This window comes from Chryseobacterium sp. CH25 (genome assembly GCF_004119455.1).
GTDB lineage: Bacteria > Bacteroidota > Bacteroidia > Flavobacteriales > Weeksellaceae > Chryseobacterium.
In genome coordinates, this window is the sequence record NZ_NRQT01000001.1 from 1,149,227 (window position 1) to 1,162,896 (window position 13,670).

General features: G+C 35.8%; 14 protein-coding genes, 1 tRNA gene and 1 pseudogene. 12 read left to right on the top strand and 4 right to left on the bottom strand.

All coding sequences use genetic code 11. The annotated features are described in order from the left end of the window. Positions 1 to 144 precede the first annotated feature (144 nt). Positions 145 to 2,412 carry a polyribonucleotide nucleotidyltransferase gene (locus BOQ64_RS05045; RefSeq protein WP_129058155.1) on the bottom strand — a complete coding sequence of 756 codons (2,268 nt, stop codon included), beginning with the start codon at positions 2,410 to 2,412 and terminating at the stop codon, positions 145 to 147. Positions 2,413 to 2,854: 442 nt separating this feature from the next. Here BOQ64_RS05045 and BOQ64_RS05050 point away from each other — a divergent pair, with 442 nt between their 5' ends. Further along, on the top strand, positions 2,855 to 4,267 hold the full coding sequence (locus BOQ64_RS05050) for a sugar MFS transporter (RefSeq protein ID WP_228448157.1): 1,413 nt from the start codon (positions 2,855 to 2,857) through the stop codon (positions 4,265 to 4,267). Between the two features lie 410 nt (positions 4,268 to 4,677). Here BOQ64_RS05050 and rpsO read toward each other — a convergent pair whose 3' ends face one another. Continuing rightward, positions 4,678 to 4,947, bottom strand: coding sequence for a 30S ribosomal protein S15 (gene rpsO / locus BOQ64_RS05055; RefSeq protein WP_045494446.1), 270 nt, complete (start codon positions 4,945 to 4,947; stop codon positions 4,678 to 4,680). A gap of 173 nt (positions 4,948 to 5,120) precedes the next feature. On the opposite strand from rpsO, the gene BOQ64_RS05060 reads away from it, so the two are divergent. From BOQ64_RS05060 to BOQ64_RS05075, 8 genes and pseudogenes are all read left to right on the top strand, one after another. Continuing rightward, positions 5,121 to 5,669, top strand: coding sequence for a pyruvate decarboxylase (locus BOQ64_RS05060; RefSeq protein ID WP_129058153.1), 549 nt, complete (start codon positions 5,121 to 5,123; stop codon positions 5,667 to 5,669). Positions 5,670 to 5,911: 242 nt separating this feature from the next. Continuing rightward, positions 5,912 to 6,067 carry a bacteriocin-like protein gene (locus BOQ64_RS23015; RefSeq protein WP_164975753.1) on the top strand — a complete coding sequence of 52 codons (156 nt, stop codon included), beginning with the start codon at positions 5,912 to 5,914 and terminating at the stop codon, positions 6,065 to 6,067. Between the two features lie 162 nt (positions 6,068 to 6,229). Continuing rightward, entirely contained in the window at positions 6,230 to 6,376 is a 147-nt protein-coding gene (locus BOQ64_RS24795) for a bacteriocin-like protein (RefSeq protein WP_410494470.1), read from the top strand. Between the two features lie 325 nt (positions 6,377 to 6,701). Further along, the gene (locus BOQ64_RS23020) at positions 6,702 to 6,848 is read left to right on the top strand and encodes a bacteriocin-like protein (protein ID WP_164975754.1); all 147 of its coding nucleotides are present in this window, start codon (positions 6,702 to 6,704) and stop codon (positions 6,846 to 6,848) included. Between the two features lie 161 nt (positions 6,849 to 7,009). Next, positions 7,010 to 7,159: a bacteriocin-like protein gene (locus BOQ64_RS24800; RefSeq protein ID WP_410494834.1), complete on the top strand. Its 150-nt coding sequence runs from the start codon at positions 7,010 to 7,012 to the stop codon at positions 7,157 to 7,159. 343 nt (positions 7,160 to 7,502) lie between these two features. Beyond that, positions 7,503 to 8,824, top strand: a pseudogene (mgtE, locus tag BOQ64_RS05065) (magnesium transporter). A 26-nt stretch (positions 8,825 to 8,850) separates the two neighbouring features. Further along, the gene (locus tag BOQ64_RS05070) at positions 8,851 to 9,588 is read left to right on the top strand and encodes an ABC transporter substrate-binding protein (protein ID WP_129058152.1); all 738 of its coding nucleotides are present in this window, start codon (positions 8,851 to 8,853) and stop codon (positions 9,586 to 9,588) included. An 89-nt stretch (positions 9,589 to 9,677) separates the two neighbouring features. Then, a complete protein-coding gene (locus BOQ64_RS05075; protein WP_129058151.1) occupies positions 9,678 to 10,145 on the top strand; it encodes a cupin domain-containing protein in 468 nt (155 codons plus the stop codon). Positions 10,146 to 10,204: 59 nt separating this feature from the next. Here BOQ64_RS05075 and BOQ64_RS05080 read toward each other — a convergent pair whose 3' ends face one another. Together BOQ64_RS05080 and BOQ64_RS05085 are read right to left on the bottom strand one after the other, a co-directional pair. Further along, on the bottom strand, positions 10,205 to 10,654 hold the full coding sequence (locus BOQ64_RS05080) for a GAF domain-containing protein (RefSeq protein ID WP_129058150.1): 450 nt from the start codon (positions 10,652 to 10,654) through the stop codon (positions 10,205 to 10,207). Between the two features lie 13 nt (positions 10,655 to 10,667). Next, positions 10,668 to 12,095 (bottom strand): TonB-dependent receptor, encoded by a 1,428-nt coding sequence (locus tag BOQ64_RS05085; RefSeq protein ID WP_129058149.1) that lies wholly within the window; start codon positions 12,093 to 12,095, stop codon positions 10,668 to 10,670. Between the two features lie 54 nt (positions 12,096 to 12,149). On the opposite strand from BOQ64_RS05085, the gene BOQ64_RS05090 reads away from it, so the two are divergent. From BOQ64_RS05090 to BOQ64_RS05100, 3 genes are all read left to right on the top strand, one after another. After that, on the top strand, positions 12,150 to 12,917 hold the full coding sequence (locus tag BOQ64_RS05090; protein ID WP_129058148.1) for an MBL fold metallo-hydrolase: 768 nt from the start codon (positions 12,150 to 12,152) through the stop codon (positions 12,915 to 12,917). A gap of 93 nt (positions 12,918 to 13,010) precedes the next feature. Further along, a tRNA-Leu gene (locus BOQ64_RS05095) sits at positions 13,011 to 13,090 on the top strand. A 248-nt stretch (positions 13,091 to 13,338) separates the two neighbouring features. After that, a complete protein-coding gene (locus BOQ64_RS05100; protein WP_129058147.1) occupies positions 13,339 to 13,596 on the top strand; it encodes a bacteriocin-like protein in 258 nt (85 codons plus the stop codon). The last annotated feature ends 74 nt before the right edge of the window (positions 13,597 to 13,670 follow it).

The window sequence follows — 13,670 nt, forward strand, 5'->3', positions numbered from 1 at the left end:
CCTTGCTGAGAATCTTTGATTCTATTGCGCCTTAAAAAAGTATTCTATTTAAAAACTTTGTGCCTTTGCGTTTACAACAAAAAACCTATATAAAATAAAAAATCCCTCAAAATTGAGGGATTTCTTTATATCTAAGAGTAATTCTTATGCTTCAGAAGAAGGAGTTTGATCTTCAGCTGGTTTTTCAGCTTGTGGTCTTTGTCCTTCAGGTCTTCTCTGCCCATCCGGTCTTCTTTGTCCGTCAGGTCTACCTTGACCTTCTGGTCTACCCTGTCCTTCTGGTCTTTCAGGTCTTGGAGGTCTTGGTAAAAGAACTTTACGGGAAAGCTTCATTTTCTTACGATCATCGTAACCCATAAATTTAACTTCTACTTCATCACCTTCAGCATAAGGAACTTTGTCTAAACGAGCCCATTCAATTTCTGAAATGTGAAGTAATCCTTCTGTTCCTTTAGCAATCGCAACGAAAGCTCCGAAATCCATTACCTTCACTACTTTACCTTTGTAAACTTCACCTACAACAGGTACGAAAGTAATTTCATTGATCTTAGCAATAGCAGCATTGATCTTTTCTCTGTCTGTTCCTGCAATTTCGATACGTCCGATTTCTCCGATCTCTTCAATAGCAATAACAGTTTCAGTATCTTTTTGTAATTGTTGGATAATTTTTCCACCAGGTCCGATTACAGCACCAATGAAATCTTTAGCAATCTCCATAACAACCATTTTCGGAGCGTGAGGCTTCACGTCTGCTCTTGGTGTAGAAATTGTTTCAGTGATCTTGTTAAGGATATGTAATCTTCCGTCTTTAGCCTGCATCAAAGCTTTCTCCATGATATCCATAGAAAGTCCCTGGATTTTGATATCCATCTGACATGCAGTGATACCATCAGCAGTACCTGTTACTTTGAAGTCCATATCTCCAAGGTGATCTTCATCTCCTAAGATATCGGAAAGTACAGTGAATTTACCTGATTTCTTATCTGTGATAAGTCCCATTGCAATACCAGAAACTGGTTTTGTAATCTGAACCCCAGCATCCATCAATGCTAATGTACCAGCACAAACTGTTGCCATTGAAGATGAACCGTTAGATTCAAGGATATCAGAAACGATTCTGATAGTGTATGGATTTTCTGCTGGAATAACAGCAGTTAAAGCTCTCTGTGCTAAATTTCCGTGTCCTACTTCTCTTCTTGAAGTTCCTCTTAAAGGTCTTGCTTCACCAGTTGAGAATGGAGGGAAGTTATAGTGTAGGAAGAATCTTTCGTCGTGTTGCGTAATTACGCTGTCGATCATGTTCGCATCCTTTACAGAACCTAAAGTTACAGCTGTTAAAGACTGAGTTTCTCCTCTTGTGAAGACAGCTGAACCGTGAGCTCCCGGAAGGTAATCGATTTCTGACCAGATCGGACGGATCGTTTGTGGATCACGACCATCAAGACGGATATTGTCTTCAAGGATCATCTGACGCATTGCTTCTTTCTCTACGTCATGGTAATATACTTTAACGAAAGGAGTTACTCTTGCTAATTCTTCTTCGTTTTCAGCGTACTGAGCTAAGAACTCTTCACGGATTGCTTTGAATTTATCTCCTCTTTCTTCTTTATTAGATGGAGTTTTTGCTACTTCATATACTTTGTCATAGCACTCTTTCCATACTTTTTCACGAATTTCCTCGTCGTGATCTTCGTGGCTGTATTCTCTTTTAGGGAAAGCTTTACCTACTTTAGCAGCTAATCTTTCCTGAGCTTCGATTTGTTTTTTGATCTCAGCGTGAGCAAAGTTGATCGCCTCAAGCATTTCCTGCTCAGAGATCTCCTTCATCTCCCCTTCTACCATTACGATGGAGTCTTTAGTAGCTCCCACCATAATATCGATATCTGATTTTAATAAATTTTCATAGCTTGGGTTAACGGATAATTGTCCGTCAATTCTTACTACTCTCGCTTCAGACATTGGCCCATCAAAAGGAATATCTGTAATAGCGATTGCTGCAGAAGCTGCCAAACCTGCCAGAGCTTCAGGCATTACTTCTTTATCGTAAGAAATTAATGAGATCATCACCTGAACTTCAGCGTGGAAATCTTCAGGGAAAAGAGGACGCAATACTCTGTCCACCAATCTCATTGTAAGCACTTCATCATCAGATGGTTTCGCTTCTCTACGGAAGAAATTCCCTGGAATTCTTCCACCTGCATAAAACTTTTCTCTGTAATCTACCGTTAATGGTAAAAAGTCTACACCAGGATTTGCTTCTTTGTTGGCTACAACAGTTGCTAATAGCATTGTTCCACCACACTTCACCACTACAGAACCGTCAGCCTGCTTAGCCAGCTTTCCCGTTTCAATAGTGATTTCCCTTCCGTCTGTAAGGGTAACCGTTTCTATAAACGCTTGAGGTATACTCATATAATTTACTTCTTTATACTCCGTATTGAGTATGATTAATATTTAAACTCTTTAAATTTCGTTTGCAAAGGTACTATATAATAATGATATATTAAATTTTTCAATTGCATAAATAGACTGTCAAAATACAAAATTTTGGCTATCAGTTTTATGAAAGTCACAAAAAATTAACAGAACTCATTCAAAAACTTTCATTATCTCCGAAATAAAAACCTAACTTTTTTATCATATTGCATTGAATAATCCTCGTCTTTTTGTATTATTGTCTCAAAAAAGGAAAATAATATTTACATCTGATAAAAAGTATACATTCCTTTATAAAAATCATTAAAATAATTGCAAAACCATAGGCTGATGCCTATATTTGCCCTACTTCACCAAATAACAATGCTGTAGGCAAAAAAAGTTAAGGACCTATCCTTATACAGATAAATACATGTTTATGAATAAAGAAGTACAAACGCAAAGCAGGAATTATACGGTTCCGTTGATTACCATCACCCTGCTCTTTTTTATGTGGGGATTCATCACCTGCATGAATGACATCCTGATTCCCTATCTGAAACAGCTTTTTAAACTCACCTTTTTTGAATCCATGCTGGTACAGTTCTGCTTCTTCGGAGCGTACTTTATCGGATCTCTGATTTACTTTCTGATTTCCATTTCCAAGGGTGACCCTATTAACAAAGTGGGCTACAAAAAAGGTATTCTGTTCGGAATTGGTTTGGCCGCATTAGGCTGTATCCTATTTTATCCTGCAGCCACTTTTTCTTATTATCCTTTATTCCTGGGAGCTTTATTCATTCTGGGATTAGGGTTTACAGTATTGCAGATTACGGCTAATGCTTATGTTTCATTACTTGGTTCTGAAGATTCTGCATCCAGCCGATTGAATATGACTCAGGCTTTTAACGCATTCGGAACAACGATTGCACCAGTATTGGGTGGTCATTTAATTTTTGAGCTATTTTCTGAACCGGATGGGACTTTCAGTGCTGTAGCAACCAGAATTCCTTATTTGATCTTTGCTTCTATTCTTCTGCTGGTAGGATTATTAATTTCAAGGGTAAAGCTTCCTTCATTTCAAACCGAAACAGAAGAAACCGTACAAGGTTGGGGAGCTTTGAAATACAACCACTTAAAATTTGGGGTTTTTGCTATGTTTTGCTACGTTGGTGGTGAAGTAGCCGTAGGAAGTTTCATTATCAGTTTCCTTGAAGAGACCATGAAATTCAATGAAGCGATCAGTAAAAATTACCTTTCATTATATTGGGGTGGAGCAATGATCGGGCGTTTCTTAGGAGCTATTTCATTGAATCATTCCATTAGCCAGGCTAAAAAAGCTGTATTTATGTTGGGTGCAGCAACATTAGTTTTTCTTGTGATCTTCAGTATTGTCAACCTTAGCTTTGAACAGATCAGCTTCTTCCTGGTATTTATATTACTGAATTTTGCAGCCTTCTTTGTAGGAAAAGCTGCTCCGGCAAGAACACTATCTATTTTTGCAGCCATCAATGTTATTCTATTAATTTCAACAATGGTTAATCATGGAGAAATGGCGATGTACAGTGTTTTAGGAATCGGAATTTTCAACTCCATTATGTTCTCTAATATCTATACTTTAGCCATTTCAGGATTAGGAAAATATACCAGTCAAGGTTCATCTTTGGTTGTAATGGCTATTCTGGGAGGTGCTATTGTACCTATTTTCCAGGGTTATCTTGCCGATCAGTTTGGAGTACAGCATTCATTTATTATTCCTGTATTCTGCTATCTGGTGATCCTAATTTTTGGAGCTTACTGCACCAAATACCTTGGGCATGTAGAAACCACTGAGGCTAAATCCGGACATTAAATAATACACATATCAATAAAAAATAGGCTGTTTCACTTTTGAAGCAGCTTATTTTTTATCAACATAGTCAATGCTTCTATTAGTAAGAGATATAACGTCTATTCCTAACCACATAGAGACATAGATGAATTGCCGGGTATTATCTTATTCGTGCATTCGTGGCATTATAAAGCAGTGTACAATTTTATCGGAGATATTTACCATAATGGAGCTGGATTCCTACTGAATGACAAACTATATGAAGTAAAAAACACCATTCCAATTTGTGTTATTCTGTAAGAATCTAAATACAACCTTTCAGAAATGACTTATTAACTTTCGCGATTGAAATTTATAACATGAGACTTCGTAACCATGTACAAAAAAAGCAACCTCTTTCGAAGTTGCTTTATTTTGAAAATCTTTATAGATTATTTTCTTAGTCCTAATGCAGCAATAATTGCTCTATATCTTGCGATATCTTTTTTCTTAAGGTAATCTAGTAAACTTTTTCTCTTACCTACCAATTTCACTAGAGATCTCTCTGTGTTGAAATCATGACGGTTAGCCTTTAAGTGCTGAGATAAGTGATTAATTCTGAAAGTGAAAAGAGCGATTTGTCCTTCTGCGCTTCCTGTGTCCTGTGCAGATTTTCCGTGTTGTGCGAAAATTTCCTGCTTTTTGTCTGTTGTTAAGTACATTCCAATATTGTTTAATGATTATTATGTAACGGGTGCAAAATTACGACTATTTTTTGAATCTGCAAACATTATTGATTTCATATATCAAAATTGATAGAAAAAAATGTTAAAAATTTCTTAATAAATTTTACACAATTCAACGAAAAGGCAGTAATTTTGCATTCGAATTACAGATGAGAAAATTTATATTCTTTACAGCAGTTACTACTTTTTTATTTATTGGCTTTACTTCCGTACAAGCACAAAGAAATGCCGACGATAAAATAAAAAAAGTTCTATACTTCAATCCCGAGGTAGAGCCTGATATTGATGAAATTAAAGAACCCACCAACAATGCTTTCTTTGATGCCGTTTCTGACAACTTTAGCGGAAGAAGAAATAAAATGCTCCGCGCGGAGGTTCAGGTTCCTTTTGACAGCATAGACAAGCAGACCATCGTAGATTACTGTTCTAATAACGATGCTGATTTTGCTATTGTTTCCAAAGTACGTTACTTCAAAGTAGGTTTTGGAAAATATGTTTTCTCCAATCAGGTAGTTGTCAGCATGAAGCTTTTTGGAGCTGATGGAAACCTGGTTACAGAAACAGATCATGACACCTACCGTAAAAATATGCGTCTTCTGGGTTCCACTGTAAATTCTGTAAAAATAGGTACGGAAGGTGCTATCAAAGGAATCATTAAAAAGCTGAGAAAGCTGAAACCTACAGAATCGGAATTGTAAGTCTTAAAATTCTAAGATTTAAGCTTAGTTGGATATAACTGCTATTGGAGAACTGTCAATAGTCAATTTTGCTTCGCATGTGAATTGTCAATAATTATAAGGACTTTATTTTCCATCATCAAAACAAGAACATGGCAGGTAGAAAATATCTGTTCATAGTTTTTTTCCTGTCATATATCGTTACTATTCTACATCACTACTCTTCTTTCATTACTTTAGATTCACATTAAATCTAAATCATTATGAAAAATTTAAAAAAATTGAACAGAAACTGCCAGAAAGAAATTCTGGGTGGTGATAGAAACGGTGGAATTCAAAAATGTGAATATCACTTTGAATGTCCTGGTGGATCATGCTGCAGAAATGCATGTATGTATGCTCCTTGTCCAGAATTATAATCCTTTTAGCATCCAATGCATAAAACCTGTTTATGATAAACAGGTTTTCTATTTTTTTAAATTATAGTAACAAATAACTGACATACAGTTAATTATTTTCACCAAATAATGAATAATTGGAAAAAAATTATTAATTTAGACCAACATTAAAACCAAAAAACTATGAAAAATTTAAAAAAACTCAACAGAGAAGCAGCAAAGCAAATTAATGGCGGAGCTATCGGAAGATGCAGCAATACGAGACCATGTACAATAGGATGGTGTTGTGATGGAGTTTGTAGTCCCTACATGTGTCCTATATTAGATTAGAAAATAAAAATACTTTTAGCATCTGTTTTTGCAGATGCTTTTTTTATAATAAAAACTCATAAAACACACACAACATACTGATTTACAGTAAAATATTTTCACTGATAGATGAATAATTAAATATTATTTACTATTTTAGACTTACGTTAAAATTAAAAAATCTATGAAAAATTTAAAAAAAATCAGCAGAGAAACCGCAAAACAAATTAATGGCGGAAAGATGGATAGATGTAACGAAAGCAATCCATGCCCAGTGGGATGGTGCTGTAATGGAATCTGTTCACCGTTTATTTGCCTTGAATACTAACACTTAAAAACAAATCACATGAAAAATTTAAAGAAAATCAACAGACAGGCACAAAAGGAAATTAAAGGTAGCGGACCTTTCAAAAAATGTACGGAACATTACCAATGTCCAGGCGGATCATGCTGTCATAACATTTGTGTTCTGGATCCATGTCCTCTGGAATAATAAATAATACATGATTATTAAAGACACCTACACCTGCAATGGCAGGTGTTTTTTTATTTAAAATATCAAATAAATATCACTTAACTGCAAAATATTTTCACCAATAAATGAATAATATAGAAATATTTATTATTTTAGTAAAACATTCAAACCCAAACTATATGAAAAACTTAAAGAAACTCAGCAGACAGGCAGCCAAAGAAATTAATGGCGGCATGAAGCTTTTCAGATGCAGCGAAACGAGGCCTTGCTCCGTTGGATATTGCTGTAATGGAGAATGCATTGACCATGACTGTATGATAGAACCATAATTCTAAATTTCTTCTTGATCATGAAAAACTTTAACCTTAAGAAGCTAAGCAGGCTTGAGCAAAAAAACATTAAAGGAAACGGAATAAAAAAGTGTGGTGACAATTCAGATTGCGGACCATACCAATGTTGTACAAATGCTGTTTGTATCTACATTCCTACTTCAGAATGTGAATCCAATTAAAGAATATTGGAATTTTAAATTTAATTTTTGACATCCGCTTCGGTGGGTGTTTTTTTGTACTGTTTTCCAAGTTGTAGACTTTAATAAATCCTTAAATTTCCCAGTTTATTACTCAGTCTTAAAAATTTGAATTATTTTTGCATATCCTAAAATTTCACGTTTTGAACTCTAGAGACGAACTTATCTTCAATCCCGCCGATATTGCCGAAACTCTCAGCGAACTTCCAGCTGATGAGCGACTGCTCGCGTTTCTGAAGGTTCCGAAAGAGTACAAAGCAGAGGTTTTTTCTCATCTTGATCCAGATTTTCAGGAAGATACCATCAGAAGTATCGGAAGCGACGAGGTTTCTGAAATTCTGAATGCCATGACTCCTGATGACAGAACTGCCCTTTTTGAGGACTTTCCTGATGAACTGATCAAGTACTCTATCAATCATCTTAATCCACAGGAAAGAAGAATTGCCTTAAAACTATTGGGCTACAATTCTGATTCTATTGCCCGTCTGATGACCCCTTATTACATTCAGATCCGTAAGGAATGGAGTGTAAAACGATGCCTTCAGCAGATCAAAAAGGTAGGAAAGAGAGTGGAAACTATGAACTATCTGTATGTAGTAGATGAAAGAAACCGTCTGATTGACGACCTTGCTATCGGTACCTTATTACTGGAAGAGGAAGATACTTTGGTTTCTGACATTACAGATAATCACTTTGTAGCAATTACTACAACAACATCAAAAGAAGATGCTGTAACGTATTTTGAAAAATATGACCGTGGTGCTCTTCCTATTATTACAGAAGCAGGAGTTTTGGTTGGAATTGTAACCATTGATGACATTCTTGACCAGATCGAACAGCAAAACACCGAGGATATTCAGAAATTCGGGGGATTGGAAGCGTTAGACCTTCCCTACACTCAGACTTCCTGGACTGAAATGATTAAAAAAGGGCAACCTGGCTGATCATTCTATTCGTTTCGGAAATGCTGACGGCCTCTGCAATGGGATATTTTGATAAGGAAATTGAAAAAGCAGTGGTTCTTGCCCTGTTTGTCCCTTTGATTATTTCCAGTGGCGGAAACTCCGGATCACAGGCTGCAACATTGATTATCCGTGCGATGGCCCTTCAGGAGATCAATCTCAAAGACTGGTGGTATGTCATGAGGAAAGAAATCATCTCAGGATTATGTCTGGGTGCCATTTTGGGTCTCATTGGATTTATCAGAATTATGTTGTGGCAAAAAGTAGGTCTCTTTGATTATGGCCAATATTGGGTATATGTAGGACTAAGTGTCTCTGTTTCACTGATCGCCATTGTACTCTGGGGAACTTTATCAGGTTCCATGATTCCGTTTGTTTTAAAGAAATTAAAGCTAGATCCAGCAACGTCTTCTGCTCCATTTGTAGCTACATTGGTAGATGTTACCGGGCTCATCATTTATTTTACAGTAGCCGGATTTTTCTTAACCGGAAAACTTTTGTAATTTTAGGCATCATCTAAAATGCCAATATGAAAATCGTTTCACTTGTACCCTCTATTACAGAGGCTTTATTCGACTTGGGTCTTACCGAAAATGAAGTTGTCGGAAGAACAAAATTCTGTATTCATCCTGAAGATAAAGTAAAAAATGTACCTATTATTGGTGGAACGAAAAACATTAATATTGATAAAATTAAAGCACTCCAACCCAATCTAATCCTTGCTAATAAAGAGGAAAACATCAAAGAACAGGTAGAAGCTTTAATGGATGACTTCAAGGTGACAGTCACCAATGTAGAGACTATTGAAGATAATTACTATCTTCTTAAAAACCTTGGAAAATTGCTAGGAAAGGAAGAGAGAGCCCAACTTTTCAATCTTAAAATCTACGAAATATTAAACCAGGCTAAACTTGAAACTCCTGTAAAAGCGGCTTACCTCATCTGGAAGAATCCATATATGACCGTTGGTTCAGATACATTCATTCATAAAATACTGACCGAAATAGGTTTCGAAAATATTTTTAAAGATAAAACCCGGTATCCGCAGATTACTACTGAAGATCTGGAAAAAGCCGATGTTATTATGCTTTCTTCTGAACCATTTCCTTTCAAAGAGAAACATATTGAAGAATTGCGTGCTTTTTACCCTGAAAAGAAAATTATGATTGTAGATGGAGAAGCTTTTTCCTGGTATGGAACTCATATTGCCAAATGTGAGAAGTATTTTAAAGAGTTATTGGCGGAAATACATGCTATGCAGATATAATTTTTAATAGAAAAAATCTTTCATAAAAATTACTTCTTGTCTTATCCTATAATTTGTGGTACATTGTTCTTAATTAATATTTAAAATAGATGTCCGGTACTGTTATATTATCTGAAGGAGCAGAATTTGATCACGTTATACAGGAAGTTTCAAAATATATTCACCTCTACCTAATGCCATTTGGAAAGGATGAAAGAAGTTTCACACGCATTGATAAACGTGAAAACATGTATGGTGGAAAAGGAATGGTTCATATGATACAAATGTTCGGTCAAAATGAACTTGCCAATAATCGCCTGGCGGCTTATATGGTTTTATTGAACAAAGGTGACGAATCCGGGTTTCACACTCACAATACAAGAAATGAAGAGGAATTGTATGTTGTAGTTCATGGAACTGGTGAATATCGTGAAAGAACCGGAACAGAAGGTTCAATTCGCACAAAAATACTTCAGAAAGGAGATATTACAGCCATCAGTTCTATAGGATACCATTCTATTGAAAATACTGGTGATGAACCTTTAATTATGTTTGTTATTACAACCAACAATCCATAAAAAATAAAAACTCCGGTCCTAAGAGCCGGGGTTTTTTATATTCTTATTGAATTATCTGATTACAAAACTTTGGAAACTTCGTTACAAAGCCACTCCAGTAATTCTCTGTCTTCTGCTGTAAAAGGATCAATTGTATGAGAATCAATATCAATCTGACCGATGTTTTTACCGTCTTTAAAGATCGGAACAACAATTTCAGCTTTGGTATCAATTGAACAGCTTAAATAGTTGCTTTCTTCGTGTACATCAGGCACTACAAATGTTTCATTGGAAACAGCTACCTGGCCACAAATTCCTTTTCCGTAAGGGATGATGGTATGATCTGTTGGAGCTCCTACATAAGGGCCTAAGATTAATTCATCCTTATCTCCGTTTTTAAAATAGAAACCTGTCCAGTTGAAATAAGAAATCTCCTGGTCCAAAAGGTGACAGACCTTTTCAAGCTTCTCTTCTGTATTATGTTTTGGACTTTCAAGAATAGAGGAAAGTCTTTTCTTTAATTCTGACATTATATTAATATTTTTAAGAGAATTGTTTTAAAGGAAGTTCTTCTTTATAACCGAACATTCCACGCTCTTTAATCATTTCTGCTACACCTTCCGGAACCTGTGTTTCCCAACCTTTAATGCAACATGCAATCTTTCTTAAAATCTCTCTTGAATAAATCTCCAAAAACTCAGGATTGTAATTTGTAATATCTACGATACGATTATTACGCATGAAATATTTATACAATTCCTTAAGATTTTCTTCTACTTTAAGATTGGTAGAGTTCAATAACTGGTGGGTTTCAGGATCTTTATAAGGATACAGATACACTCTCATTCCGTTTCTGAAAAACTTTCCGAAAGCTTCAAGGATTCCTCCTGAAAGGTCTTTATAATATTTCTCATCAAATACCATCAATAGATTGTTTACACCCATTGCTACTCCAATGTTTCCACTTGTGTAAGAAGCAAAATAATCAATCAGTCTATAGTATTCTGAGAAGTTTGAAATAATAACGGTATATCCTAATTTACCCAGGATATCTACTCTGTCCAGGAAGTCCCTCTCATCAATATCTCCATCTGCTCTCAGATTGGAAATGGTAATTTCAATCAAAACTTCGGTTTCTTCATGGGTACAGATGGCATCTTTCAGGAACATATCCATTCCATTCTGAAGCATATCAATATTTACTTTCGTTACTGGTCTGAAACTTCCTCTTACCGCAAAGATATTTTTCTTATAGAGAACATCTGCCGGAAGCATATTACTCCCTTGAGAATTGAAAATTACCGCATCGGTCATTCCGTTTTTCACCAACTGAAGAGACATCAACCTGTTATCTACATAAGAAAAAGCTGGACCACTGAAATCAATCATATCAATTTCCAGATTATCTTTTGCAATATCATCATACAAAGACTCAACCAGTGTTCTTGGGTTATCAGAGTAATGAAAAGCTCCGAAAATAAGGTTTACTCCAAGATTCCCTAAAGTTTCCTGTTGCAGAGTAGCATCATTTTCTTTGAATTTCACGTGGATTACGATTTCGTTGTAATCTTCATTTTCTTTAGTCTGAAAACGGATTCCCACCCAGCCGTGGCCTTTTACTGTTTTGTCGAAGTTGATGGTGGTTACTGTATTGGCATAGGAAAAGAACTTTCTGTCAGGATTGTTATCCCTTGAAATTCTCTCTTCGATCAATGCTACTTCATAACGGAGCATTTTGCGAAGTCTGTTCTGGGTAACATACCTGTTTTTTACTTCTTTTCCGTAGATGGCATCACTAAAATCTTTGTCATAAGCAGACATCGCTTTAGCAATCGTACCGGAAGCTCCCCCTGCTCTAAAAAAGTGACGAACAGTCTCCTGCCCTGCTCCAATTTCTGCGAAAGTACCATAAATAGTAGGATCTAGATTAATTGTTAATGCTTTTTGTTTAGGAGTTAGTTTCTGATACATTAGGACATTAAATTTTTTGTAAATTTACCAAAATTAAACCAACCTCAAAACAAAATGAAGTTGAAATTTTTAGGAACCGGTACTTCTCAGGGTGTACCCGTTATTGGCTGCACCTGCGAGGTGTGTATTTCCGAAAATCCCAAAGACAAACGTCTTCGCTCTTCCGTAATGGTAACAACGGATGAAAATAAAAAAATACTTATTGATTGCGGTCCGGATTTCAGGCAACAAATGCTTACCAACCACGAACATACCGTAGATCTTGCACTGATCACTCATGAACACAACGATCATGTGATTGGCCTTGATGACATGCGACCACTTATTTTTAAGAGTGGAAAGGATGTTCCCCTTTATTGCTACTCAAGAGTTGCTCATGAGATAAAAAACCGTTTTCCTTATGCTTTTGCAGATGTGAGATATCCCGGTGCACCTGCATTTGAGCTTCATGAGATAGAAAATAAGCCGTTCCGGGTTTTGGATACAGAAGTTACTCCTATTGAAGTCATTCATTTTAAAATAAGTGTTTTTGGATATAAATTTAAAAACCTGGCTTATATTACTGATGCAGGCTTCATTTCTGACACAGAAAAGGAAAAACTAAAGAATCTGGATGTATTAATTTTAAACTGCATCAGGAAATTTGATCCGCATCCGGCTCATTTTATCCTTCCTGATGTGATCAAGTTGTTTGAAGAGCTAAAACCTAAAAAATTATTTTTAACGCATATCAGTCATCACTTAGGTGTGCATGACATTGAAGATAAACAACTTCCAGCCGGAATGCACCTTGCCTACGATGGTTTGGAGATTAATTTTTAAAACTTTTTTTCTAAAAAGCTTTTGAACATTGAAAAAAGTTCCTATATTTGCACACCAATTTGAAACAAACAACATGTTTGGAGTAAACATCAAGCCCAGGTGGCGGAATTGGTAGACGCGCTGGTCTCAAACACCAGTTCTTAGGAGTACCGGTTCGATCCCGGTCCTGGGTACAAAAAACCTCTGAAATCATTTGATTTTCAGAGGTTTTTGCTTTTTAGCCTAGCATAAAAAAAGTCTATGAGATTAATTACCCCGGTTAATCTTAATATCATGGGTTACTTTTATTCCCTTCCCTAAAACAGAAGAGTTTAGAGCTGATATTGTAACTAGAATTAAAGTGTTCTGATGTTTTATTTTCATATCTCTAATGTAGTTTTGTTGTTTGGTTTTAGGTTGTGAGTTTTCGTAATATTTTGTTATGTTAAATTGTTTATTACTGGATTATTTCTATATTGGACTCGCTAACAAACATTTTAAAACCATGAAAAATTTAAAAAAAATTTCAAGAACGAAATTAAAGCAAGTTAATGGAGGAGGTCCTTTTAAACCAGATACTGGAATTGGAACAGACCCTACAGGACCAGCATGTGGAGGGTCACATTGTCCAACCGCAGAATACCAATGCTGTTATCACCCTACAGGTAACTATTGTGTTACCACTCACTGTGATGATTAATAAATATTTCCCTCAAATGAGGGATTTTTTATTTCCTTTTGTTTTAGGGTTTGAGGCTATGGGTTTCCGTAATT

What these genes read in the sequence shown, in the direction of transcription:
- BOQ64_RS05045 (WP_129058155.1), bottom strand. Translation starts at nt 2,412, where the DNA reads ATGAGTATACCTCAAGCGTTTATAGAAACGGTTACCCTTACAGACGGA.
- BOQ64_RS05050 (WP_228448157.1), top strand. Translation starts at nt 2,855, where the DNA reads ATGAATAAAGAAGTACAAACGCAAAGCAGGAATTATACGGTTCCGTTG.
- rpsO (WP_045494446.1), bottom strand. Translation starts at nt 4,947, where the DNA reads ATGTACTTAACAACAGACAAAAAGCAGGAAATTTTCGCACAACACGGA.
- BOQ64_RS05060 (WP_129058153.1), top strand. Translation starts at nt 5,121, where the DNA reads ATGAGAAAATTTATATTCTTTACAGCAGTTACTACTTTTTTATTTATT.
- BOQ64_RS23015 (WP_164975753.1), top strand. Translation starts at nt 5,912, where the DNA reads ATGAAAAATTTAAAAAAATTGAACAGAAACTGCCAGAAAGAAATTCTG.
- BOQ64_RS24795 (WP_410494470.1), top strand. Translation starts at nt 6,230, where the DNA reads ATGAAAAATTTAAAAAAACTCAACAGAGAAGCAGCAAAGCAAATTAAT.
- BOQ64_RS23020 (WP_164975754.1), top strand. Translation starts at nt 6,702, where the DNA reads ATGAAAAATTTAAAGAAAATCAACAGACAGGCACAAAAGGAAATTAAA.
- BOQ64_RS24800 (WP_410494834.1), top strand. Translation starts at nt 7,010, where the DNA reads ATGAAAAACTTAAAGAAACTCAGCAGACAGGCAGCCAAAGAAATTAAT.
- BOQ64_RS05070 (WP_129058152.1), top strand. Translation starts at nt 8,851, where the DNA reads ATGAAAATCGTTTCACTTGTACCCTCTATTACAGAGGCTTTATTCGAC.
- BOQ64_RS05075 (WP_129058151.1), top strand. Translation starts at nt 9,678, where the DNA reads ATGTCCGGTACTGTTATATTATCTGAAGGAGCAGAATTTGATCACGTT.
- BOQ64_RS05080 (WP_129058150.1), bottom strand. Translation starts at nt 10,654, where the DNA reads ATGTCAGAATTAAAGAAAAGACTTTCCTCTATTCTTGAAAGTCCAAAA.
- BOQ64_RS05085 (WP_129058149.1), bottom strand. Translation starts at nt 12,095, where the DNA reads ATGTATCAGAAACTAACTCCTAAACAAAAAGCATTAACAATTAATCTA.
- BOQ64_RS05090 (WP_129058148.1), top strand. Translation starts at nt 12,150, where the DNA reads ATGAAGTTGAAATTTTTAGGAACCGGTACTTCTCAGGGTGTACCCGTT.
- BOQ64_RS05100 (WP_129058147.1), top strand. Translation starts at nt 13,339, where the DNA reads ATGTTAAATTGTTTATTACTGGATTATTTCTATATTGGACTCGCTAAC.